The sequence below is a fragment of the Massilia sp. BKSP1R2A-1 genome, from assembly GCF_050586525.1.
Lineage (GTDB): Bacteria > Pseudomonadota > Gammaproteobacteria > Burkholderiales > Burkholderiaceae_D > Telluria.
In genome coordinates this window covers 160,526-182,506 of the sequence record NZ_JBOBRE010000004.1, presented here as the reverse complement: position 1 = coordinate 182,506, position 21,981 = coordinate 160,526, and the positions used below count along the sequence as shown (strand labels likewise).

Annotated in this window: 21 protein-coding genes; 10 read left to right on the top strand and 11 right to left on the bottom strand. The window is 66.4% G+C overall.

Annotated elements, in window-relative coordinates:
* Positions 1–143: 143 nt before the first annotated feature.
* Both parC and ACQ7JA_RS08210 read right to left on the bottom strand, forming a co-directional pair.
* On the bottom strand, positions 144–2,474 hold the full coding sequence (gene parC / locus ACQ7JA_RS08215; protein ID WP_430896445.1) for a DNA topoisomerase IV subunit A: 2,331 nt from the start codon (positions 2,472–2,474) through the stop codon (positions 144–146).
* A 31-nt stretch (positions 2,475–2,505) separates the two neighbouring features.
* Positions 2,506–4,503, bottom strand: a complete 1,998-nt coding sequence (locus ACQ7JA_RS08210) for a DNA topoisomerase IV subunit B (protein ID WP_430896443.1) — start codon at positions 4,501–4,503, stop codon at positions 2,506–2,508.
* A 286-nt stretch (positions 4,504–4,789) separates the two neighbouring features.
* Here ACQ7JA_RS08210 and ACQ7JA_RS08205 point away from each other — a divergent pair, with 286 nt between their 5' ends.
* From ACQ7JA_RS08205 to ACQ7JA_RS08195, 3 genes are all read left to right on the top strand, one after another.
* A complete protein-coding gene (locus ACQ7JA_RS08205) occupies positions 4,790–5,521 on the top strand; it encodes a response regulator (RefSeq protein WP_430896441.1) in 732 nt (243 codons plus the stop codon).
* Positions 5,522–5,662: 141 nt separating this feature from the next.
* Entirely contained in the window at positions 5,663–6,664 is a 1,002-nt protein-coding gene (locus ACQ7JA_RS08200) for a gamma-glutamyl-gamma-aminobutyrate hydrolase family protein (RefSeq protein ID WP_430896439.1), read from the top strand.
* A gap of 120 nt (positions 6,665–6,784) precedes the next feature.
* A complete protein-coding gene (locus ACQ7JA_RS08195) occupies positions 6,785–7,126 on the top strand; it encodes a hypothetical protein (RefSeq protein ID WP_258826843.1) in 342 nt (113 codons plus the stop codon).
* A gap of 1 nt (position 7,127) precedes the next feature.
* Here the strand turns inward: ACQ7JA_RS08195 and ACQ7JA_RS08190 are convergent, their stop codons facing one another.
* On the bottom strand, positions 7,128–7,790 hold the full coding sequence (locus tag ACQ7JA_RS08190) for an ArsR/SmtB family transcription factor (RefSeq protein ID WP_430896436.1): 663 nt from the start codon (positions 7,788–7,790) through the stop codon (positions 7,128–7,130).
* Between the two features lie 74 nt (positions 7,791–7,864).
* Between ACQ7JA_RS08190 and ACQ7JA_RS08185 the strand changes: the two genes are divergently transcribed.
* Positions 7,865–8,197 carry an NIPSNAP family protein gene (locus ACQ7JA_RS08185; protein ID WP_430896434.1) on the top strand — a complete coding sequence of 111 codons (333 nt, stop codon included), beginning with the start codon at positions 7,865–7,867 and terminating at the stop codon, positions 8,195–8,197.
* Positions 8,194–8,538 (top strand): antibiotic biosynthesis monooxygenase family protein, encoded by a 345-nt coding sequence (locus tag ACQ7JA_RS08180; protein WP_430896432.1) that lies wholly within the window; start codon positions 8,194–8,196, stop codon positions 8,536–8,538. Before ACQ7JA_RS08185 ends, ACQ7JA_RS08180 begins: the two co-directional genes overlap by 4 nt.
* A 4-nt stretch (positions 8,539–8,542) precedes the next feature.
* On the opposite strand, the gene ACQ7JA_RS08175 is transcribed toward ACQ7JA_RS08180, so the two are convergent.
* From ACQ7JA_RS08175 to ACQ7JA_RS08155, 5 genes are all read right to left on the bottom strand, one after another.
* On the bottom strand, positions 8,543–9,679 hold the full coding sequence (locus ACQ7JA_RS08175; RefSeq protein ID WP_430896430.1) for a YbdK family carboxylate-amine ligase: 1,137 nt from the start codon (positions 9,677–9,679) through the stop codon (positions 8,543–8,545).
* Positions 9,669–10,871, bottom strand: a complete 1,203-nt coding sequence (locus tag ACQ7JA_RS08170) for a cation:proton antiporter (RefSeq protein WP_430896428.1) — start codon at positions 10,869–10,871, stop codon at positions 9,669–9,671. Before ACQ7JA_RS08170 ends, ACQ7JA_RS08175 begins: the two co-directional genes overlap by 11 nt.
* Before the next feature lie 186 nt (positions 10,872–11,057).
* Entirely contained in the window at positions 11,058–12,227 is a 1,170-nt protein-coding gene (locus ACQ7JA_RS08165) for a vWA domain-containing protein (RefSeq protein ID WP_430896426.1), read from the bottom strand.
* Positions 12,228–12,232: 5 nt separating this feature from the next.
* Entirely contained in the window at positions 12,233–12,835 is a 603-nt protein-coding gene (locus ACQ7JA_RS08160) for a GNAT family N-acetyltransferase (RefSeq protein ID WP_430896424.1), read from the bottom strand.
* On the bottom strand, positions 12,832–13,686 hold the full coding sequence (locus ACQ7JA_RS08155; protein ID WP_430896421.1) for an AAA family ATPase: 855 nt from the start codon (positions 13,684–13,686) through the stop codon (positions 12,832–12,834). Before ACQ7JA_RS08155 ends, ACQ7JA_RS08160 begins: the two co-directional genes overlap by 4 nt.
* A 177-nt stretch (positions 13,687–13,863) precedes the next feature.
* On the opposite strand from ACQ7JA_RS08155, the gene ACQ7JA_RS08150 reads away from it, so the two are divergent.
* The 5 genes from ACQ7JA_RS08150 (at position 13,864) to ACQ7JA_RS08130 (ending at position 18,977) form a co-directional block, all read left to right on the top strand.
* Positions 13,864–14,202 (top strand): c-type cytochrome, encoded by a 339-nt coding sequence (locus tag ACQ7JA_RS08150; protein WP_258826833.1) that lies wholly within the window; start codon positions 13,864–13,866, stop codon positions 14,200–14,202.
* 9 nt (positions 14,203–14,211) lie between these two features.
* Positions 14,212–14,550 (top strand): c-type cytochrome, encoded by a 339-nt coding sequence (locus tag ACQ7JA_RS08145; RefSeq protein WP_430896419.1) that lies wholly within the window; start codon positions 14,212–14,214, stop codon positions 14,548–14,550.
* Positions 14,551–14,755: 205 nt separating this feature from the next.
* Positions 14,756–16,252 (top strand): SulP family inorganic anion transporter, encoded by a 1,497-nt coding sequence (locus ACQ7JA_RS08140; protein WP_430896417.1) that lies wholly within the window; start codon positions 14,756–14,758, stop codon positions 16,250–16,252.
* A 39-nt stretch (positions 16,253–16,291) separates the two neighbouring features.
* Positions 16,292–17,413 carry a helix-turn-helix domain-containing protein gene (locus ACQ7JA_RS08135; RefSeq protein ID WP_430896415.1) on the top strand — a complete coding sequence of 374 codons (1,122 nt, stop codon included), beginning with the start codon at positions 16,292–16,294 and terminating at the stop codon, positions 17,411–17,413.
* Between the two features lie 88 nt (positions 17,414–17,501).
* Complete coding sequence (locus tag ACQ7JA_RS08130; RefSeq protein WP_430896413.1) at positions 17,502–18,977, top strand: amidohydrolase family protein; 1,476 nt, start codon at positions 17,502–17,504, stop codon at positions 18,975–18,977.
* A 1-nt stretch (position 18,978) separates the two neighbouring features.
* On the opposite strand, the gene ACQ7JA_RS08125 is transcribed toward ACQ7JA_RS08130, so the two are convergent.
* The 3 genes from ACQ7JA_RS08125 to ACQ7JA_RS08115 form a co-directional block, all read right to left on the bottom strand.
* Positions 18,979–20,511 (bottom strand): aspartyl protease family protein, encoded by a 1,533-nt coding sequence (locus ACQ7JA_RS08125; protein ID WP_430896411.1) that lies wholly within the window; start codon positions 20,509–20,511, stop codon positions 18,979–18,981.
* 96 nt (positions 20,512–20,607) lie between these two features.
* A complete protein-coding gene (locus ACQ7JA_RS08120) occupies positions 20,608–21,036 on the bottom strand; it encodes a DUF1841 family protein (RefSeq protein WP_430896409.1) in 429 nt (142 codons plus the stop codon).
* A gap of 135 nt (positions 21,037–21,171) precedes the next feature.
* The gene (locus ACQ7JA_RS08115; RefSeq protein WP_430896407.1) at positions 21,172–21,819 is read right to left on the bottom strand and encodes an RNA pyrophosphohydrolase; all 648 of its coding nucleotides are present in this window, start codon (positions 21,817–21,819) and stop codon (positions 21,172–21,174) included.
* Between the last annotated feature and the right edge of the window lie 162 nt (positions 21,820–21,981).

The following is a 21,981-nucleotide window of genomic DNA, read 5'->3' as shown; positions in this document are numbered from 1 at the left end:
AAAAAACGCCGGCTTTCAAGCCGGCGTTTTTTGTAGGGCGGTCCGGGGCGCGTAGCCGGCTCTGCCGACCGCGCGTTCAGCTTCCGGATGCTCAGTGGCTACGCATCATTTAGTCGAACGCGCGGACGGCGAAGCCGTCCACCTTACGAAACATCCGTGGCGCGCATCGCCAGCTCCTGCGCCTTGAGCTTCGCCGACAGCGGCTTGCCCTTGCGCGCGCGCTTGCCGAAGTGCGGCTCCAGTCCCGATGCGAACAGCTCCACCGTGCGCGGCTTGGAGCCGGCCCAGGTGCCGATGACGTTCACGCCCTTCTGGGTGATCGGCTGCGCCGCCAGCAGGGTTTCCTTCGGTTCGAGCTCCATCAGGATCACGCCGCGGCCGCCGTTGGTCAGCACCTTCATCTCGTCGATGCCGAACACCAGCACGCGGCCCTTCTCGGACAGGCAGGCCACGGCCCCGGCGGTGTCGACGACGATCCGTGGCGGCAGCGGCTCAGCGCCCTCGTCCAGGGTGATGAAGGACTTGCCGCCCTTCAGACGGCTGATCATGTCGCCGGCCTTGGCGATGAAGCCGAAGCCGTTCGAGGTGGACAGCAGCAGGCGGGTGTCCGGATTGCCCGCGAAGTAGTGCAGGATGCGCACGCCGCCCGACAGGTCGACCAGGGTCGTGATCGGCACGCCGTCGCCGCGCGCGCCCGGCAGCGCGGCCACCGGCACCGAGAAGGACTTGCCGTTGCTGCCGATGCCGATCAGCGAGTCGACGGTGCGGCATTCGAAGGCCTGCAGCAGCGAGTCGCCGGCCTTGAAGGTGAACTGGGCCGGGTCGTGGCCGATGCCGGTGCGCGCGCGCACCCAGCCCTTCTCGGACACGATCACCGTCACCGGCTCGTCGATGACCTTCTGCTCGGCCACGGCGCGCTCGGCTTCCTCGATCAGGGTGCGGCGCTCGTCGCCGTACTGCTTGGCGTCCTGCTCGATCTCGCGGATGATCAGGCGCTTCATCGAGGACGGGTTCTCGAGGATGTCTTCCAGCTTTTCCTTCTCGCTGCGCAGCTCGGCCAGCTCCTGCTGGATCTTGATCGCTTCCAGGCGCGCCAGCTGGCGCAGGCGGATCTCGAGGATGTCCTCGGCCTGGCGGTCCGACAGGCGGAAGCGCTCGATCAGCGCGGCCTTCGGCTCGTCCGAATTGCGGATGATGGCGATGACTTCGTCGATGTTCAGCAGGACGGTCTCGCGGCCCTCCAGGATGTGGATGCGGTCGTTGACCTTGCCCAGCCTGAACTCGGTCCGGCGGCGCACGGTGACGAAGCGGAAGTCGATCCACTCCTGCAGGATCTCCATCAAGCCCTTCTGGCGCGGACGGCCGTCGCCGCCGATCATCACCAGGTTCATCGGGCTCGAGGTCTCGAGCGAGGTATGGGCGAGCAGCATCAGCATGAACTCGCCCTGGTCCAGGTTCTTCGACTTCGGCTCGAACACGATGCGCACCGCGGCCTCGCGGCCCGATTCGTCGCGCACGGTGTCGAGCGCGCCCAGGATGGTCTGCTTCAGCGCCAGCTGTTCCGGCAGCAGGGTCTTCTTGCCCGCCTTGACCTTCGGGTTGGTCAGCTCCTCGATCTCTTCCAGCACGCGCTGGGCTGAGGTGCCCGGCGGCAGTTCGGTGACCACCGCCTGCCACTGGCCGCGCGCTAGTTCTTCGATCTTCCAGCGTGCGCGCACCTTCATCGAGCCGCGGCCGGTCGCGTACATGTCGGCGATGTTCGAGGCCGGGGTGATGATCTGGCCGCCGCCCGGGAAGTCCGGGCCGGTGATCAGGGTCATCAGCTCGGCGTGGGTGATCTTCGGGTTGCGGATCAGGCTGACCGCCGCCTGCGCCACTTCGCGCAGATTGTGCGAGGGGATCTCGGTGGCCATGCCGACCGCGATGCCGGAGGCGCCGTTGAGCAGCACCATCGGCAGGCGCGCCGGCAGCTGGCGCGGCTCGGTGGTGGAGCCGTCGTAGTTCGGCTGGAAATCCACCGTGCCCATGTCGAGCTCGTCGAGCAGCAGGCGCGACACCGGCGTCAGGCGCGCTTCGGTGTAGCGCATCGCCGCCGCGCCGTCGCCGTCGCGCGAGCCGAAGTTGCCCTGGCCGTCGATCAGCGGATAGCGCAGCGAGAAGTCCTGGGCCATGCGCACCAGCGCGTCGTAGACCGACTGGTCGCCGTGCGGGTGGAGTTTACCGAGCACGTCGCCGACCACGGTGGCGGACTTGCGCGGCTTGGCGGTGTGGCCCAGGCCCAGTTCGTGCATCGAGTACAGGATGCGGCGCTGGACCGGCTTCTGGCCGTCCGACACGTCCGGCAGCGCGCGGCCCTTGACCACCGAGACGGCGTAGTCGAGGTAGGCGCGCTCGGCGAAGGTGGAGAGGGTGAGCGTCTCGACGTCGTCGGACGGCTCGTGTTGTTGTTCGAAGAGGCTTGCTTGCGTCGTCATGATCTATTCGTTCTGTTCGGCAGGCGCGACGTCAGATGTCGGCTTCCGTTTCGTTCCCGTGTTCTTCCAGCCAGGCGCGACGGGCGGCCGCTTCGCCCTTACCCATCAGCATATTGAAGCGCGAAGCCGATTCCGGCAGGCTGTACTGGCCGAAGGCGACCGGCAGCAGGCGCCGGGTGTCCGGGTTCATGGTGGTTTCCCACAGCTGCTCGGCGTTCATCTCGCCCAGGCCCTTGAAGCGCGAGATGCTCCACACGCCTTCCTTCAAGCCTTCTTTTTTCAGCTTGTCCTCGATCGCCAGCAGTTCGCCGTCGTCCAGCGCGTACAGCTTCTGCAGCGGCTTCTTGCCGCGCGCCGGCACGTCGACGCGGTACAGCGGCGGCCTCGCGACGCAGATGTGGCCGCTGCGGAAGAGGGCGGGGAAGTGCTTGAAGAACAGCGTCAGCAGCAGGACCTGGATGTGCGAGCCGTCCACGTCCGCGTCCGAGAGAATGCAGATCTTCCCGTAGCGCAGGCCGGACAGGTCCGGGTTGTCGTCCACGCCGTGCGGGTCGACGCCGATCGCCACCGCGATGTCGTGGATCTCGTTGTTCGCGAACAGGCGGTCGCGCTCGGTCTCCCAGGAGTTCAGCACCTTGCCGCGCAGCGGCAGGATGGCCTGGAATTCCTTGTCGCGGCCCATCTTGGCCGAACCGCCCGCCGAGTCGCCCTCGACCAGGAACAGTTCGTTGCGGGTGATGTCGCTCGATTCGCAATCGGTGAGCTTGCCCGGCAACACGGCCACGCCCGAGGACTTCTTCTTCTCGACCTTCTGCAGCGAGCGCAGGCGCGATTGGGCCTGCTTGATGACCAGTTCGGCCAGCTTCTTGCCGTATTCGACGTGCTGGTTCAGCCACAGCTCGAGCGGCGGCTTGGTGAACGTCGACACCAGCTTGACCGCGTCGCGCGAGTTCAGTCGTTCCTTGGTCTGGCCCTGGAACTGCGGGTCCAGCACCTTGGCCGACAGCACGAAGGAAACGCGCGCGAACACGTCTTCCGGCAGCAGCTTGACGCCCTTCGGCAGCAGCGAGTGCATCTCCACGAAACCTTTCACCGCGCCGAACAGGCCGTCGCGCAGGCCGGATTCGTGGGTGCCGCCGCTGACGGTGGGGATCAGGTTGACGTAGGACTCGCGCACCACGCTGCCTTCCTCGGTCCAGGCCACCACCCAGGCCGCGCCTTCGCCTTCGGCGAAGCCTTCGTCGCCCGCGGCTGCGTACTGGGCGCCTTCGAACAGCGGGATCACGGTCTGGCCGCCCGAGGTCTGGGCCAGCGCTTCGGTGAGGTAGCCGCGCAGGCCTTCGTCGTAGCGCCAGGTCTGGACGTCGCCGGTCTTGGCATTGGTCAGCGTGACCGTCACGCCCGGCAGCAGCACGGCCTTCGAGCGCAGCAGGCGCTGCATGTCGCCCAGCGGGATGGTCGGCGAATCGAAGTATTTCGGATCGGGACGGGCGGTAACGCGGGTGCCGTTCTTCTTGCCGCCGCGCTCGGCTGGACGGGAAGTGAGGGGCTCGACCAGGTCGCCGTTCTCGAAGGCCAGGTCGTGCACGCCATTGCCGTCGTCATCCTTGCGCCAGACGGTGATTTCCAGGCGTGTCGACAGCGCGTTGGTGACCGAGACGCCGACGCCGTGCAGGCCGCCCGAGAAGGCATAGGCGCCGCCCGAGCCCTTGTCGAACTTGCCGCCCGCGTGCAGGCGGGTGAACACGATCTCGACGGTCGGCACGTTTTCTTCCGGGTGCAGTCCAACCGGGATGCCGCGGCCGTCGTCTTCGACCGTGACCGAGCCGTCCGTATTGAGCGTCACGGCGATGTTCTTGCAGTGTCCGCCCAGCGCCTCGTCGGAGGCGTTGTCGATCACTTCCTGGATGATGTGCAGCGGATTTTCGGTCCGGGTATACATGCCCGGACGCTGTTTCACGGGTTCGAGTCCCTTGAGGACGCGGATGGATGATTCGCTGTAGTCGGATGCGGGTTTCTTGGAAGCCATGCTGATGTTCTTAAATTCGATGCTTGCGCATTCTATCTTGTCACGCGGAAAAATTTGATCTTTTCCCACGATCCAAACGTGCTTGTTAGTCCGCACCATTGTGCTAGATTAAAACGATCTAACCCGGAAGTGCTTTGGAAAGGCTGGAAAAGCGATGCACGCACCCAGATATCCGTTCACCGTCCGATTGGTCGGATTCGCACCGGCTGAGTGCGCGCGCCTGGAATACCTGCTCGCGCAAGCCCCCGCCGCGGGGCCGTCGTATTTTTGCCTGCACGACGACAGTTTGCAAGAACCCGATCTGTATATCGCCGACGGCGGCAACCCCGCCGCGCTGGCCCGCCTGTCCTGCCTGCCGCCCGGCGCCCTGCAGCCGATTCTCCTGATCGGCGGCGACGGCGGCGGCGCCTGGCGCACCCTGCCACGCCCCGTCGATTGCGCCGGCCTGTGCACTGCCCTGGCCGACCTGCTCGATTCGCGGGTACAGGCCCAGGCCGTGCTGGCGGCGCGCGGCGAATGCAGCCTGCCGGAGCGCCGCCGAAGGCCGCGGCTGGGCCCGGATACCGAAGCCCCAGCCTACTACCAGCGCATGCGCCAGGGGCCGCCGGACGGCGCGGTCCTGATCATCGACAAGGGCGGCGCTTTCCGTGACCACGTCGCACGCGTCGTCGGCAATAAACTCGGCGCCGTCCCTGCGAACAACGGCCTCGCAGGCTGCGGGCGGCCAGTCGAGTGGACCGACAGCTGCCGCGCCGCCGTGCGCCTCTGCGACGAAACCCCGGTTTCCCTAGTCATGATCAACACCTGCGCGCCCGGCATCGAACCGTATAGCCTGAGCAGCGCCATCAAGTCCCAGGAAGGCGCCGGACGTACTGCCGTGCTCTTTCTTGTTGGGCAATCGTTCAAGTACGACAGCCTGCGCGCCCGCGACGCCGGCGTGCGCGGCCTGCTCGACAAACCCGTGGCGGACCGCCACCTGGTGGCTACCTTCCAGAAGCTGCTGGCCATGCCTGCCTGAAAAACTACTGTAATTGCATACAGTATCAACCGAAACGGGAATTCCCGCAAGCTGCTGTTTTCGCAACGTCCCGGGTCCCTGGGAGATAATTTGTAACAATTCTGAATCGTGCGCCATCCTGACGCGGCTATATTGAGAGTCATGGTGGACACTGAAAAAAAAACGGTCGAGGAAGCGCCTGGGCCGCCTGTCGAGAAGCGTCCCGAGACGCCGGCGCGCGTGCCTGACCGCCGCGCGACGCAAGGACAGACCATGCGCGGGTATGCGAAATACCTGCGCGATGGCGATACCCCGCTAGCCCTTGCCGGCAGGGTGCTGGGTTCGCGCTGGCGTTCCGTACGCGAGCGCTTCAGCCGCGACTTCATGAACCGCACGCTGCACATCGGCGTGTCGGCGCGCATCTTCCACCCCGAACCGGGCGCCCGCGGCCTGCTCAGCAAGAACCTCCAGTACCTCGAGGAATCGATCGCCCAGTGGGTGATGTCGCGCGACGTGCTGGTGTTCATGATCCCGACAGTGAACACCAACGGGCTGCTCCACCCCAGCAACATCACCCTGCGCCACTATGCGCGCCACCTCGACGGCCTGGTGCTGCAGGGCGGAGCGGACGTGGCGCCGCAAACCTATTCAGAAGTGCCGACCCGGCCCGAATGGAGCGGCGACCGCGCCCGCGACGTCTATGAGCTCGAGCTGCTGCACGAATTCGTCGACGCCGGCAAGCCGGTGCTGGGCGTCTGCCGCGGCTGCCAGCTGATCAATGTCGCCTTTGGCGGTACGCTCTACCAGGACGTCGCCACCAATGTGCCCGAAGCACTGGCACACGTACACGACATCTACGACGCCCACCGTCACGCGATCCGCTTCCCGGCCGGTTCCATGCTGGGCAAGATGTTCGGCAATGTCGAACGGCCGATCGTCAATTCCATCCACCACCAGGCCGTCAGGGAGTTGGGACGCGACATCCGCGTCGAAGCCTATTCCGAGCCGGACGGCATCGTCGAGGCGATCCGCTACGAACGCGCCGATTTCGTGATGGGCCTGCAATGGCACCCGGAATTCCACCGCGCCGGCGGCACCGAGCTGCTGGACTGCACGCCGGTGCTGGACGAGTTCCTGCGCGCCGCGCGCGAGACGCGGCTGTAGTTCCTGCTTCGTTTCACCTCGAACACGTTTGCGGAAAACGCTTGCTTTCGTCGGATGACCGGACAATAATTGAATGAGAATGATTCTCATTTGATTTGCGACCGTTCAGGAGACGTGTGTATGACTATTCCTTTCGCAGACCCGGCCTCGACCCCGCAGGAGCCGCGCAGCCAGGACGTGATGCTGGTGGCCTCGCTGCTGCACCTGATGTCGCATTACACCGCGCGCGGCGACGGCGAACAGCCCTGCGTGAAGCTGGCCTCGGTGATCGAGCGCCACCTGTGTGCGCTGTCGCGCCTGCCGGATATCGACCCGGTGCTGCGCGCCACCTGCGAGCAGCTGGCCGAACGCTGGGCCGGCCTGGTGGACGAAAAGCTGCCGCGTCCGCAGCCGGCGAAGCAGCCGCTGCTGGCGCGCTTCATGAAAGGGCAGTGGGGCGGCAAACCGGTCGCCGCCGGATGAATCAATCCAGCCAGTCGCGCAGCGCCGCTTCTCCCGCGGCGCTGAATGCCATGACACGGGAATCGTGCGCCCGTTTGGCCCATCCCAGCTGTTCGAAGCGCGCCAGCAGCGCCGCACCCAGCGTGCCCGCCAGGTGGTGGCGCCGCTCGCTCCAGTCCAGGCAGGTGCGGCAGAAGGGACGGCGTCCCTTGGGTTCCGCCATATCGACGCCCAGCGTCTCCATGGCCTGCCTTCCCTGTGGCGTGAGCACGACCCCATCCGCACCGAGCGCGAAGGCGCCGCGCTGCGCCAGTCTTTCGTAGACCAGCACCCCGAGCTCCCCCGCCAGGTGGTCGTAGCAGACCCGCGCCTTGCGCAGCGCCGGCTCGCGCGGACCCACACGCGGCGACCGCGCGAGGGCGGTCGCCCCCATCAGGCTTTCCAGCATCTGCGCGACGTCCTCATCGGCGATGCGGAAGTAGCGGTGCCGGCCCTGCTTCTCGACGGCGAGCATGCCGGCGTCGACCAGCTGCGCCAGGTGGGTGCTGATGGTCTGGCGCGTGACGCCCGCGGAATCCGCCAGTTCGGTGGCGGTGAGCGCGCGGCCGGCCATGAGAGCGCTCAAGACCTGGCCGCGTGCGGTGTCGCCGACGAGCGCGGCGATGGTGGAGATATTCGGTCCCATGCTTCGATCTTAGCCGAAGCATCCCGGCATGCAAACGTCCAGAATGGCCGCATCCATTCACACGAGGAGTTCGCATGATCATCACCTGCTTCATCCGCTACCGGATCGATCCCTGCCAGCGCGAGAACTTCCGGCGCTACAGCGAGAACTGGGGCCGCATCATCCCGCGTCTTGGCGGCCGCCTGCTCGGCTACTTCCTGCCGCACGAGGGGACCAATGACGAAGCCTGGGGCCTGGTCGCCTTCGACAGCCTGGCCGCCTACGAGGCCTACCGCGGCCGCCTGAAATCGGATCCGGAAGCCCGCGCCAACTTCGCGCTGGCGCAGGAACAGCGCTTCATCCTGCGCGAGTGGCGCACCTTCACGGAAGCGGTCGAGGGCACGCTGGGGCGCGAGGCGCTGTCATGATTGCCGTGATCTTCGAGGTCGAGCCGGCCGAGGGGCAGCGCCAGGCTTACCTCGACATCGCAGCCGGGCTGCGCGCCGAGCTCGCGGCGATCGACGGCTTCCTGTCGATCGAGCGTTTCGAATCGCTGTCGCGCCCGGGGCGCATCCTGTCGCTGTCGTTCTGGCGGGATGATGAGGCGGTGGCGCGCTGGCGCAATCTGGAGGCGCACCGCGCGGCGCAAGCGCAGGGAAGGAGTGGCATCTTCCGCGATTATCGGCTGCGCGTGGCACAGGTCGTGCGCGACTACGGAATGCACGAACGCGCCGCTGCGCCGCGGGATTCCCGCATCGAGCACGGGTGAAGGCTCAGCGCACGCGCATGCGCCGGTCACCCCGGAATCGCTGGATCGCCGCATTGACCATGCCCTCCACGCTGCCCTCACGCTCGAACACGTGGCGCAGCTGGGTCGCGTCGCTCCCTTCGCGCGCCGCCTCGGCCAGGTGCTGCAAGGCGTCCGCGCTGCCCAGCGCCTCCGCGTGCGGCATCATCTTCTCCAGCGTCGCCAGGATGTCTTCGCGCAGCGGCAGCGATTCGTAAGTCTTCGGATGCGTGATCGCGCCGTCCAGCCCGAAGCGGCAGGCCTGGAAGCGGTTGTAGTTGTAGACCAGGTAGTCGTCCTCGACGGGCGGTGCTTCCGCGCGCGTGAGCAGGTAGCGGCACAGGGCCTGCAGGTAGGCGGCAATGGCGGCGGCCCGTTCCACCGTCAGCGGCGTGTCGCACACGCGCAGTTCGATGGTGCCGTATTCGGGCTTGGGCCGCAGGTCCCAGTAAAAATCCTTCATGCTCTTGATGATATTGGTGCGCTCCATCTTGGCGAAGTACACGTCGGTGAACTCCTGCCAGGTGTGGACGAAGGGCGCGCGCCCGCTCATCGGGAAGGCGAACACGGAATTCAGGCGCGCCGACTGGAAGCCGGAATCCACCCCCTGCACGAAGGGCGACGAGGCGGAGAGCGCTATAAAGTGCGGCAGGTAGCGGTTCAGCGCGTGCAGCAGGTAGAGGGCGTCGTCGCCGTTGGCGCAGCCGATGTGCACGTGCTGGCCGAAGACCGTGAACTGCTTGGCGAGGTAACCGTAGAGCTGCGACAGGTATTCGTAGCGCGGCTTGCTCGAGATCTTCTGCTCCGACCAGTGCTGGAAAGGGTGGGTGCCGCCACCGGCGATGCCGACGTTGAGCTGGTCGCCGGCCGCCACCAGGGTGTCGCGGATTTCCAGCAGCTGGGCCAGCAGCGGGCCGTAGGACGAGTGCACGCTCGAGTTAATCTCGATCATGCTCTCGGTGATCTCGGGCGTCACATTGCCCGGGAAGGGCTTGCGCTTCAACAGGTGCAGCAGGTCGGGCGCGGCCGCGGTCAGGTCGAAGTCGGACAGGCTGACCAGCTGCAGTTCGAGCTCGACTCCGAAGGTGAGCGGCTGGGACGAGGTAAAGGCTTCAAGCGGCATGGTTCTGCTCCGGCGCCCCGGCGGACGATTCGCGTGCCCAGACCAGGGCGCGCTGGATGATGACGGGGCCGAACACTTCCAGCAGCATCGTGACCGCCGCCATGGCGCGCAGCTCCTCGACCACGTGCACGCCGGCGTGGCGCGCATGCTCGATCAGCAGGATGACGAACACCGACAGCGGCGCGAGGCCCAGGCCGGTGAGCGCGCCCTTGCGCCAGGAGACGCCGGACAGGTGGGCGAAGGCCATCACGCCCGCGGTCTTGGCGATCTGGCGCACCAGCACCACGATGACGGCGAGCGCGCTGCCGGTGGCGATCTGGCGCCAGTCGAGGGTCGAGGCGGCGTAGAGGAACAGCAGCACGGTGAGCAGTTCGCCCAGCGGCCCGAAGTTGCGCTGCGCCTGGCTGAAGGCAACGCGGCGGTGGCGCGCCGTCAGGCCGAAGCTGAGTGCGGCGATGTAGGGCGAGAGCGTGCCGGCGTCGCAGATCGCGACCAGCAGCACGATGGCCAGGGCGAAGGCCACGGTCGCATCCTGGCGCGGGTTGTGGATGGCGCGCAGCAGGGCCGGGACCACGACGCCGAACACGGCGCCAAGGAGGGCGGAACCGGCCAGTCCGACGAGGCTTTGCCACAGCGCTTCGCCCACCGCATCGAAGGTACGGAAAATCCAGAAGCCGATGATGGCGTTGAAGGCGAACACCGCCAGCACGCAGTTCTGGGCAGTCAGGTGCAGCACGCGCTCGGTGACCTGGCCCGAGCTGCGCTGCTCGTTGATGACGCGCACGATCGTGGCGGGCGAGGTGCCCATCGACAGCGCGGCCATCATCAGCGCGATCAGCTGCGCGCTGCCGAAGGCGAGGGCGACCAGGTAGACCGCGACGAAGGTGAGCAGGGCTTCCGCCAGGCCGGCCACGCCGACCCAGGGATTGACGCGCAGCCAGCGCAGGTTGATGCGGTAGCCGAGTTCGAAGAGGATCAGGCCGAAGGCGATGTCGGCCAGCAGGGCGACCGGCCCGGCATCGGGCGAGGGCAGCACGCCGATCTGCGAGGCGCCCAGGGCGAAGCCGACCAGGCCGTAGAAGCTGATGCGTGGCAGGCCGGTCCAGCGCTGCCCGAATTCGCCGGCCAGCCAGGCGACGGCGAGCGCGATCGGCCATGCGAGGCTGGTCAGGATGGGCAGCAGGTCGGGCATTCAGGTCCCCTCTCATGGAATTGATTTCCTAGGGTGGTCGGGTCCCCCGACCGCGCGTTCAACTCCCGGACGATCGGTAGCAGCGCATGCTTGAGCCGAACGCGCGTTCGGCGGAGCCGACCACCCTACAGTGTGTTAACAATTCTACAAGAGCGATTGTCGCGCACGATTGACGTGCGACGCGTCCTACTTGCTGAGCAGGCGCATTGCCCGCTCCAGCCCTTCCAGGGTAATCGGAAACATCCGGTTGTTCATGACTTGCAGGATCACGGCGATCGACTGCCGGTACTCCCACAAGTGCTCCGGCTCCGGATTGAGCCAGGCGAATTTGGGGAAGGTGCTGGTAAAACGCGCCAGCCAGGCCGCGCCGGCTTCCTCGTTGTTGTACTCGACCGAGCCGCCCGGCGCCAGCACCTCGTAGGGGCTCATGGTGGCGTCGCCCACAAAGAGAATACGGGTGTCGGCCGGGTACTTGCGCAGCACGTCCCAGGTCGGGAAGCGCTCGCTGTGGCGGCGCCGGTTGTTCTTCCACAGGTAGTCGTAGACGCAGTTGTGGAAGTAATAGAACTCCATGTTCTTGAATTCGTTCTTCGCCGCCGAGAACAGTTCCTCGACGCGCTCGATGTGGTCGTCCATCGAGCCGCCGACGTCGAGCAGCATCACCACCTTGATGCGGTTCTTGCGCTCGGGCTGCATGCGGATGTCGAGGTAGCCCGCATTGCTGGCGGTGGCGCGGATGGTGTCGTCCAGCGCCAGTTCTTCCGCCGCGCCGGTACGCGCGAAACGGCGCAGGCGGCGCAGCGCCACCTTGATGTTGCGGGTGCCCAGCTCGCGCTCGTCGTCGTAGTCGCGGTAGCTGCGCTGCTCCCAGACCTTCACCGCCGTGCGGTTGCGGCTTTGCCCGCCGATGCGGATGCCTTCCGGATTGGTGCCGCCATTGCCGAAGGGGGAAGTGCCGCCGGTGCCGATCCACTTGTTGCCGCCTTCGTGCCGCCCTTTTTGTTCCTTCAGCAGTTCTTCCAGGCGCTGCTGCAGCTTGTCGTAGCCGAGCTTTTCCAGCGCCGCCTTCTGTTCCGGCGTGAGCTCGCGTTCGAAGCGCTTGAGCAGCCAGTCGAGCGGAATCTCGGCCTTCTCGTCGAACACTGCATTGACGCCCTTGAAGTAGGCGCCGAAGGCACGGTCAAACTTGTCGAAGTGGGCCTCGTCCTTCACCAGCGTGAGGCGAGCGAGGTAGTAGAACTCGTCCAGCGAAGGAGCAATCACCTGGCGCTGCATGGCTTCCAGCAGGGTCAGGAACTCCTTGATCGTGACCGGGACCTTGGCGTCACGCAGGGCGTAGAAGAAATCGATCAGCATCGCGGTCAGCCTTTTACTGCGACCCTTGCATGCCGCTCCAGCCGCTCATGCAAGCCGCGTTTGATAGCCGGCCATTCTTCGCGCAGGATGCTGTACATGACAGTATCGCGCACGGTGCCGTCGCGGCGCAGGGCCTGGCGGCGGATGACGCCATCCTTCTTCGCGCCCAGCTTTTCGATGGCGGCCTGGGAGGGGAAGTTCTCGCAGTCGGTGCGCAGGCCGACCACGCCGCAGCCGAGCGTGTCGAAGGCGTGCGAGAGCAGGAGCAGCTTGCAGCTGGTGTTCACGTGGCTGCGCTGCGCGCGTTTCGCATACCAGGTGTAGCCGATCTCGACGCGGTCCACCAGCGGCAGGATGTCGTGGTAGCTGGTCGTGCCGAGCACCGCGCCGGTATAGGCATCGATCACGGCGAAGGCCACGCGGTCGCGGGTCTCGAGCGCGGTCGTGATGTACTGCAGCGCGTCGTGCGGTTCCGGCACGCTGGTCACGCGCAGCTTCCACAGTTCGCCGTCGCTTGCCGCCGCGCGCAGGCCGTCCTCGTGGTGCGGCGCCAGCGGTTCCAGGCGCAGGCCGTTGAACTCGAGCGCGACCGGTCCGGCCTTGATCATCGGTTGGTCCTCGACATATAGACCAGGCGCTCGAACAGGTGCACGTCCTGCTCGTTCTTGAGCAGGGCGCCGTGCAGCGGCGGCACGATGGCCTTGCTGTCCTGGCTGCGCAGGGCTTCGGCCGGGATGTCCTCGGCCAGCAGCAGTTTCAGCCAGTCGAGGAATTCCGAGGTCGAGGGCTTCTTCTTGATGCCGGCGACCTCGCGCAGCTCGTAGAAGCTCTGCAGGGCGTTGGACAGCAGGTCCTGCTTGAGCGTCGGGAAGTGGACCTTGACGATATCCATCATCGTCTCGCGGTCCGGGAATTTAATGTAGTGGAAGAAGCAGCGGCGCAGGAAAGCGTCCGGCAGCTCCTTCTCGTTGTTCGAGGTGATGATCACCAGCGGACGATGCCTGGCCACCACCATCTCGCGCGTCTCGTAGACGTAGAACTCCATGCGGTCCAGTTCGCGCAGCAGGTCGTTCGGGAACTCGATGTCGGCCTTGTCGATCTCGTCGATGAGCAGGACCACCGGCTCCGGCGCCGTGAAGGCCTGCCACAGCACGCCCTTGACGATGTAGTTGTGGATGTCGCGCACGCGCTCGTCGCCCAGCTGCGAGTCGCGCAGGCGCGACACCGCATCGTATTCGTACAGGCCCTGCTGGGCCTTGGTGGTCGACTTCACGTGCCACTGCAGCAGCGGCATGTTCAGGCTTGCCGCCACTTCCTCGGCCAGCATGGTCTTGCCGGTGCCCGGCTCGCCCTTGATGAGGAGCGGGCGGCCGAGGGTCAGGGCGGCGTTGACGGCCAGTTTCAGGTCGGCGGTGGCGACGTAGTTGTCGCTGCCTTCGAAGCGTGGGGAAGCGTGCATGGGCGTTCTGCAATCGAATGAAATGAAGCCGAGTATATGCCAGAACCGGGGCGTGGACAGGCCGCGTGCGTTTGTAGACTGGTGTCAACTCTTCAGATAGAATCGACAGGTTGGTAGTCCATTTGCTAACTTTTTGTGCGTTTGCGGTATTCGAATTACAACTAACGAGCCACACCCATGAAAAAATCTTTAGCACTACTGGTACTGGCCGCGTTGGCCAATACCGCCGCCGCGGCGGAAGTTGTCGGCAATCCCAAGGCAGCACCCAGCAAGATCGAAATGTGCATCGGCTGCCACGGCATCCCGGGCTACAAGGCGGCCTTCCCCGAGGTCTACCGCGTTCCGATGATCGGCGGCCAGTCCGCCAAGTACATCGAATCCGCACTGCACGCCTACAAGAAGGGCGACCGCAAGCATCCGTCGATGCGCGGCATCGCCGTGAGCCTGAGCGACCAGGACATCGCCGACGTCGCCGCGTACTACGCGCAGCAGACTCCCGCCACCGTCAAGCGCTGAGGACCCGCCATGAAGAAACTCGCTATTGCGCTGCTCGCCTGCGCCATCCCGTTCGCCGCATCGGCCGCCGACGTCTCGAAAGGCGAAGCGCTGGCCAAGAAGTACAACTGCGCATCGTGCCACGGCGCGGACTACAACAAGCCGATCGACCCGAGCTACCCGAAACTGGCCGGCCAGCACGCCGACTACCTGGCCCACGCCCTGCGCGCGTATAAACGCGGCGCGGGCGCGAACGGCCGCACCAATCCGATCATGGCGGGCCAGGTGCAGCCGCTGTCGAACCAGGACATGGCGGACATCGGCGCGTATCTTGCGACCCTCCCGTCGAATCTGGTGGTGAGCAAGTAAGCATGTAAAGACGCGGTTTCCGGCGCAGAGCTGGTAAACTAACGATCCCCCTGACCGGTATGCCGGCAGGGGGATTTTGTTTTTACAGTAGGGTGGTCGGCTTCGCCGACCGCGCGTTCAGCTCCGGCCTGCGTTGTAGCGTCTCACACGGGATCTGGACGCGCGGACGGCAGAGCCGTCCACCCTACGAGACCCTCATCTGACCATGCCGCCTTCCCACATCAAGACCAACCTCCTCAGCGGCCTGACCGTCGCCCTGGCCCTGGTTCCCGAAGCCATCGCCTTCGCCCTGGTCGCCCAGGTCTCGCCGCTCACCGGCCTGTACGCCGCCGTGCTGGTCGCCCTCATCACCTCGAGTTTCGGCGGCCGTCCCGGCATGATCTCGGCGGCGGCCGGTTCGCTGGCGGTGGTGATGACGGCGCTGGTGGTGCAGCATGGCGCGCAGTACCTGTTCGCGGCCGTGGTGCTGATGGGGGTGCTGCAGCTGCTGTTCGCGCTGCTGCGGCTCGGTAAATTCATCCGCATGGTGCCGCATCCGGTGATGCTGGGCTTCGTCAACGGCCTGGCGCTGGTGATCTTCGTCGCCCAGTTCGGCCACTTCAAGACGGGCGGCCAATGGATGGCCGGCGCCGAGCTGTGGACGATGCTGGCGGTGGTGGCCGCGACCATGGCCGTCATCTATCTCACGCCGCGCATCACCAGGGCGGTGCCGGCGACCCTGGTCGGCATCCTGCTCGCCACCGCCGGCTGCGCGCTGCTGGGCATCGACACCAAGACCGTGGGCGACCTCGGCTCGATCGCGGGCGGCCTGCCTTCCTTCGCCGTGCCCGAGGTGCCGCGGAACCTCGAGACCCTGCGCATCGTCTTCCCCTACGCGCTGGTGCTGGCCGGCGTCGGCCTGATCGAGTCGCTGCTGACGCTGACCCTGATCGACGAGATCACCGACACCCGCGGCCAGCCGAACCGCGAATGCCTGGCGCTCGGCGCCGCCAACGTCGTCACCGGATTCTTCGGCGGCATGGGCGGCTGCGCCCTGATCGGCCAGAGCATGATCAACGTGAACAGCGGCGCGACGGGGCGCCTGTCGGGCGTCATCGCCGCGCTGTTCCTGGCCTCCTTCATCCTGGTCGGCTCCAGCTGGATCGAGCAGATCCCGCTGGCGGCCCTGATCGGCGTGATGTTCGTGGTGTGCGAGAAGACCTTCGAGTGGGGCACCTTCCGCCTGTTCGGCAAGGTGCCGCGGGCGGACGCGCTGGTGATCGTGCTGGTGGCAGGCATCACCCTGGCTTTCGACCTGGCGGTGGCGGTGCTGGTGGGCGTGATCGTCTCGGCGCTGGTCTTCGCCTGGCAGCATGCAAAGCAGATCCGCGTCGCCGCCAGCATCGATGCGCAGGGCTGGAAGGTCTACGAGCTGGAGGGCACGCTGTTCTTCGCCTCGGTGAGCGGTTTCCAGGCGCTGTTCACACCAAGAGACGACCCGCAGGACGTGGTGATCGAATTCCGCCGCGCCCGCGTGGCCGACCACTCGGCGATCCAGGCCATCGACGCCCTGGCCGAGCGCTACCGCGCCGCGGGCAAGCGCCTGCACCTGCGCCACCTGAGCCCCGACTGCCGCGAGCTGCTCGAGCGCGCCCGCGACATGATCGAAGTGAACCTGCCCGAAGACCCGCGCTACCACGTCGCCGACGACAAGCTCGCCTGAATCGGGCAGAATGGCCGGATCACAGTTTGTAGCTTGCACGTGTTGACGACCATCCTGTCCGGACTCTTCCTGCTGGCCATCGGCCAGGGCCTCTTCCTCGCCGCCGCGCTGCTCCTGCTCGGGGCGCGCCGGCCGGAGGTGCGCGCGGCCAACGGCCTGCTCGCCGCCCTGATGCTCCTGTGCGTGGCCGTGGTGGGACATGCCTGGCTGGGCATCGCCGGCCTGTACCCGGCCTGGCCGCACAGCGCGCTGGCGGTCCTGCCGCTGGGCTTCGCGACCGGGCCGCTGCTGTATCTCTACCTGTCCCGCATCCTGCATGACCGGCCGCCGGGCCGGTGCGCATGGCTGCACTTCCTGCCTTTTGTGCTGGTCACGCTGGCGCTGCTGCCTTTCTATGTGCAGCCTGCGAGCGCCAAGCTGGCCTGGATGCGGGGCCTCGAAGGGCCGCCGTGGTATGCGGTCCTGGCGGCCGTCGCCAAGCTGCTAATTTTCCTCGCCTACCTGCGCGCCTGTTATCGCCTGTTGGATGGAGCGGCCGCGAACCCGCTGGCGCCGGGCCTGCGCCGCCTGCTCGGGATCTGGCTGGTCGGCGGCCTGCTCAGCATGCTGGCCCTGGCGCTCGATTTCGTGCTGCCGGTGTCCGCCGACGCGGTGGGCGCCCTGGTGCTCCTGTACTTCCTGTATGCGACCGCCTACCTGGCGATCCGCCAGCCGCTCGGTTACCGGCCGCCCATGCCGGAACCCGAACCCGAGCCGAAGCCGCGCTACGGCGACCGCCTGCTGCCGGATGCCGAGCGCGGCGCCTTCCTCGCGCGCCTGGAAGCCTGCATGAAAAACGAGCAGCCCTGGCGGAGCGGCGAGCTGAAACTGGAAGAACTGGCCGAGCGCCTGGCATTGAGCGCGCACGAGCTGTCGCAGCTGATCAACGGCGCCTGCGGCGTCAACTTCCAGGACTACCTGAACGGCTACCGGGTCGAAGCGCTCAAGGAGGCGCTGCACGATCCGGCCCGGGCCGGGCACACGATCCTCGACCTGGCCATGGACTCGGGCTTCAACAGCAAGAGCGCCCTGAACCGCGTATTCAAGGCGCATACCGGCATCACGCCCGGTGAATACCGGCGCCAGGGAAGGGGAGAGAACGGGGTGCCGGCAGGGGTTTGAAGGTCCCGAATCATGATGTGCGACGCCGGAACCACCGTCTCCGGCCACACTCCAGGCTCCGTTTCAACGAATCGACAGGAGTCGTCGCATGAAGTTCGCCGTTCTTTCCATTGCCCTGCTGGCGTCCGCACTGCAGGTTTCCGATGCCGCCGCCGAGGCGGTCTGGATCACCAACGTCAAGCTGGTCTCGCCCGAACAACTGGACCGCATCGAGCCGGGCAGTGTGCTCGTCAGGGATGGCCGCATCGCCGCCGTCCACCGAGGTCCAGAAGCGCGCATGCCGGCGGGCGCCCGCCGTGTCGACGGCAAGGGCTACTATCTCACGCCTGGCCTGATCGACTCCCACGTCCACCTGCACGCGGTGCCGGGCATGAGCATCGAACAGGCCAAGGAAGAGCCGCAGCTCGCGGAAAGCTACCAGCGCCAGCTGCCGCGCTCCTTCCTCTATTACGGCTACACCACCGTGGTCGACCTGGCGGTGGCCGACGAGAAGGTGATCGAACGCTTCCGCGCCGCGCCCCTTCATCCGGAGGTCATTCACTGCGGCCAGCCGCTGCCCATCGCCAACGGCTATCCGATGTCCTTCATCTCCAGGGCCAGTCGCTTCGCGCTGTTCCCGATCTATGTGGTCGACCCTGCCCGCCCGACACCGATCCCGCCCGGCGACCGTCCGGAAGACCATACGCCGCAGGCCGGCGTGGCGCGCGTCAAGGCGGCAGGGGCATCCTGTGTGAAGACCCACTTCGAGCGTGGCTTCGGGGCCGAGCGCAACCTGCCGGTCTGGAGCCCCGAGCTGTTCGCCGAAGTGCGCGCCGCCGCCAGCGCCAACCGGCTGGCCCTGGTCACCCATGCGAACTCCTTCGAGGGCCAGCGCTTCGCGGTGGACGGCGGGGCCGACGTGCTGGCGCACGGGATGTGGCACTGGGGCGCCCTGAAGGCCGGCGCGGAGCTGCCCGGCGAGATCCGCCAGCTGCTCGACCGCATCGTGGCGCGGAAGACCGGCTACCAGCCGACCATGCGGGTGCTGGTCGGCCTGGACGCTTATTTCGACAAGGGCTACCTGCGCCACCCCGGCGTACGCAAGGTGGTGCCGAAGGCGCTCGCCGACTGGTACGAGACCCCGGGCGGCAAGTGGTTCGGCAAGGAGCTGGCCGAAGGGGCGAGCGACGAGGAGATGCTGGAATCCGGCAAGGAGCCGCTGCGCCGCCTGCGCCAGGTGGTGGCTTATCTGGCCGCGCGCGATGCGAACATCCTGTTCGCCACCGATACGCCGTCCTCGCCAAGCTACGGCAACCTGCCGGGACTGAACGGCTACCTGGAAATGCAACACCTGGTGGAGGCCGGATTGACTCCGTCCCAGGTGCTGCGCGCCGCCACCATCAACAATGCGCGCGCCTTCGGCATCCAGGACCGGGTCGGCACCATCGAGACGGGCAAGCGCGCCAACCTGCTGCTCCTGAAGGAGTCGCCTTTGGCGAGCGTGAAGGCCTGGGACAGCATCGTCACCCTGTGGGTCGGCGGCAGGCAGGTCGACCGCGAGCAGCTCGCGGCCGGCGCGCCCTGAATCAGCCGCCCAGCTTCGTGTAGACCAGGTCGGGCGTGGTGCAGCTGGCCTTGATCTGGGCCTCCACCGCCTGTTCCTTCTCGGGCTGCGCATGCGCACGGTGGAAGTCGCCCATCGCGGACAGCGCTTCGCAGCGGCGCTCCTTGCCTTCGCCCTCGTCGGCTTCGGCCAGCAGCTTCTCGGCGGAGAGCTTGCCGAGGTAGAACTCGCCGATCGGCTTGGGCCATTCGTCGTTCTGGGTGCGCGCGAAGATCGTCTCCAGTTCCGATTTCGCCAGGTCCGCCTGGCCGGCGCGTACGCGCGCCAGGTAGAGCCAGACGGCGCCGTGCCGTTCGGACGGCAGCTTGTCGAGGGCGCTTCGCAGGCGCGTCGCGGCGCCGGCATAGTCGCGCTGCACCAGCAGCCGGCGTCCGGTGTACAGGTTGGCGTAGGGGCTGCCGCCCTTGGCGGCTTTTTCCAGCCATTCGGCGCCGCGCTCCTTGTCCTGCTCGCCATTTTCGCCGCTGTAGAGCGAGCGCGCCAGCGCATACTGGGCATCGGCATTGCCGCCTTCCGCTTCGGCCACCACCCAGGGCTCGAGCGTGCGCCGCTGGCCGAAGGGTTCGCCGCCCACATAGGAGAAGTAGAGCTTGTTCTGGCTCATGGCGAACAGCAGGCGGTGGGCGCGCACGAAGTCGGCGCCCAGCAGCACGTCGGCCATGTTCAGGCCGGAGTCTTCCACCGACATCCTGGCGTTCTGGACGGTTTCTTCGCCGATCTGGAAGGTCTTTACCGTCACGTACCAGTTCGAGGCCGTGTGGCTGCCGATTCCGATGACGCCTGTGCCGCGCTCGGCGTCCGGCCCGTCGAGCGAGATGCCGGCGCGCCGTGCGGCATCGCTGGTGATGGAGCTGGTCGTGGCGCCGGTGTCGATCATGGCTTCCAGTTCCTTGCCATTGATGCGCACGAAGAACTTGGGATTGCGGTGGTGCTCGCCGCCGTGCATCCGCATCGGCACCGATTGCACGTCCTTGCCCCAGTAGCCGAGCCAGGTGCTGCCGCATTTTTCGGGCACGAAGAAGATCAGGTGCTTGGCCGCCAGCGAGATTTCGACGTCGGTCTGGAACAGGAAGGGCGAGCCGAGGATGCCGTCGTAGGTGGGCGTGTCGCCCATGCTGCCGACCACCGGCATATTGCTGCGGCCGGCGCGCACCGGCCCGACGATGAATTCGTTGACGATCGAGGCATAGATCGGCGAGGTGCCGCCGATGCCTGACGAGCGCCGGCCGGTCGCGTAGAGCCGGATGTTGCGCCGCTCGGTGCCGGTGCGCGTCAGGTAGGTCTGGGACGCGCCGGTGTCGACCAGCAGCTCCGCCGGCAGGCCATTGATGGTCCCCTCGGTCGTGATTTCCAGGCCCGGCCCGCTATATCGCAGCGGTAGTTTGCCGATCGGCGTGTATTTGCACTGGTTTTCGGCGGCGGCCAGGGAGAGGGGCGCGAGTGCGCAGGCGGCGCCCAGGAGCAGGCGCGACAGGGAGCGTAGGGTCGGGTTCATGCATAAATACTACGAGGAAAGTTTCTTCCGTGGCAATGTCATATGCATAAATATGGTCCGCTCACATCAAGTGTTGCGAACCGGACAAACGCGAGCCTAACGACTGGCGCGCTGCCGCACGCACTCGATATACGCCTCGGTATCCGGCGGCACGCCATTGCGCTGCGAGGCCCAGATCATCTCGCCGAGGCACTCCATGATCTCGTGGTGCGCCTCATGCTCGCCGCGCCTGGCGACGAGGAGGTCGTGGGCGGCCTTGATGCCGCGCGGCTGGTCGATCGAGACCTGCTCGGCGATCGACAGGTGCATCGACAGGTGCAGGAAGGGGTTCGGCTTGCCGCCTTCGACCGAGTAGTCGCGCGCGATCGCCGCGTCCACGTCTTCGAGTTCGGCGTGGTATTCGGGATGCTGGACGATCCAGTCGGCGGCGATGGCGTCCATCGGCGTCAGGATATCTCCATTGCGCTGCTTGCGCAGGGCGTCGCAGAAAAAGCGGCGCACGTCGTGCGAGGACGGTGTGAACATGGCTGGGGAGGGTAAAAAAGGCAGGAAGCCGGCATTCTAGCGCGTCTTGCTCCAGCTTGCGCGCCGGCTCACGGCCGGTCCTCGCCGCGTACAAGGACCAAGGGGACGAAGCTGGCTTCGTCTCCTTGGTGCTGCTTACTTGTCCGGCACCAGCACCAGCGAATCCGGCGCGGCCGGTTTCGCGGAAGCGGCGGCCAGCGCAGGCCCGTTGGCAGGCGCCTGCGTCCCTTTGCCCCCGCCCTGCGAGCGGCCATGCGGCTGGCGCAGGTAGCGGGCGCTGTGGCGGCGCTCGCCGTTCTGGCCCTTGGCCTGCCAGGTGATGAAACGCGACAACTCCTGCAGGGCCCGCTGGTAGACATCGCGCTTGAACTCGATGACCACGTCCAGCGGCACCCAGTAGTCGTGCCAGCGCCAGGCATCGAACTCGGGATGGTCGGTCAGGCGCAGGTTGACGTCGTTGTCGCGCGCGACCATGCGCAGCAGGAACCAGATCTGCTTCTGGCCACGGTAGTGGCCGCGGATCTCGCGCTTGATGAAGTGGTCGGGCACCTCATAGCGCAGCCAGTCGCGGGTACGCCCCACGATCTTGACGTGCTCCTGGCGCAAGCCGATTTCTTCCTCGAGCTCGCGGTACATCGCCTGCTCCGGCGTCTCGCCGTATTTGATACCCCCTTGCGGAAACTGCCACGAGTGCTCGCGCACCCGCTTGCCCCACCACACCTCGTTGTTGGCGTTCAGCAGGATGATGCCGACGTTGGGGCGGAACCCTTCACGATCGAGCATAAGTGCACCTCGAAACTTTCTGCCGGCCGTACGATCCTTATATTTTTACCCACAAATCGGCTTGCCCGCGCCGTCGGCAAGTTACCAATGGCGCGGGTGCTGCGTGTTCCGGACCCATTTGTAGAAAGATTGGTCGCATCAGCCAGCTAATCCTTTAAAATT

Bases quoted from the DNA above. Each gene is read 5' to 3' on its own strand.
- ACQ7JA_RS08170 (WP_430896428.1), bottom strand. From the start codon at position 10,871: ATGCCCGACCTGCTGCCCATCCTGACCAGCCTCGCATGGCCGATCGCG.
- ACQ7JA_RS08160 (WP_430896424.1), bottom strand. From the start codon at position 12,835: ATGATCAAGGCCGGACCGGTCGCGCTCGAGTTCAACGGCCTGCGCCTG.
- ACQ7JA_RS08150 (WP_258826833.1), top strand. From the start codon at position 13,864: ATGAAAAAATCTTTAGCACTACTGGTACTGGCCGCGTTGGCCAATACC.
- ACQ7JA_RS08180 (WP_430896432.1), top strand. From the start codon at position 8,194: ATGATTGCCGTGATCTTCGAGGTCGAGCCGGCCGAGGGGCAGCGCCAG.
- ACQ7JA_RS08120 (WP_430896409.1), bottom strand. From the start codon at position 21,036: ATGTTCACACCGTCCTCGCACGACGTGCGCCGCTTTTTCTGCGACGCC.
- ACQ7JA_RS08155 (WP_430896421.1), bottom strand. From the start codon at position 13,686: ATGCACGCTTCCCCACGCTTCGAAGGCAGCGACAACTACGTCGCCACC.
- ACQ7JA_RS08200 (WP_430896439.1), top strand. From the start codon at position 5,663: ATGGTGGACACTGAAAAAAAAACGGTCGAGGAAGCGCCTGGGCCGCCT.
- parC (WP_430896445.1), bottom strand. From the start codon at position 2,474: ATGACGACGCAAGCAAGCCTCTTCGAACAACAACACGAGCCGTCCGAC.
- ACQ7JA_RS08130 (WP_430896413.1), top strand. From the start codon at position 17,502: ATGAAGTTCGCCGTTCTTTCCATTGCCCTGCTGGCGTCCGCACTGCAG.
- ACQ7JA_RS08140 (WP_430896417.1), top strand. From the start codon at position 14,756: ATGCCGCCTTCCCACATCAAGACCAACCTCCTCAGCGGCCTGACCGTC.
- ACQ7JA_RS08210 (WP_430896443.1), bottom strand. From the start codon at position 4,503: ATGGCTTCCAAGAAACCCGCATCCGACTACAGCGAATCATCCATCCGC.
- ACQ7JA_RS08175 (WP_430896430.1), bottom strand. From the start codon at position 9,679: ATGCCGCTTGAAGCCTTTACCTCGTCCCAGCCGCTCACCTTCGGAGTC.
- ACQ7JA_RS08195 (WP_258826843.1), top strand. From the start codon at position 6,785: ATGACTATTCCTTTCGCAGACCCGGCCTCGACCCCGCAGGAGCCGCGC.
- ACQ7JA_RS08185 (WP_430896434.1), top strand. From the start codon at position 7,865: ATGATCATCACCTGCTTCATCCGCTACCGGATCGATCCCTGCCAGCGC.
- ACQ7JA_RS08125 (WP_430896411.1), bottom strand. From the start codon at position 20,511: ATGAACCCGACCCTACGCTCCCTGTCGCGCCTGCTCCTGGGCGCCGCC.
- ACQ7JA_RS08145 (WP_430896419.1), top strand. From the start codon at position 14,212: ATGAAGAAACTCGCTATTGCGCTGCTCGCCTGCGCCATCCCGTTCGCC.
- ACQ7JA_RS08115 (WP_430896407.1), bottom strand. From the start codon at position 21,819: ATGCTCGATCGTGAAGGGTTCCGCCCCAACGTCGGCATCATCCTGCTG.
- ACQ7JA_RS08190 (WP_430896436.1), bottom strand. From the start codon at position 7,790: ATGGGACCGAATATCTCCACCATCGCCGCGCTCGTCGGCGACACCGCA.
- ACQ7JA_RS08165 (WP_430896426.1), bottom strand. From the start codon at position 12,227: ATGCTGATCGATTTCTTCTACGCCCTGCGTGACGCCAAGGTCCCGGTC.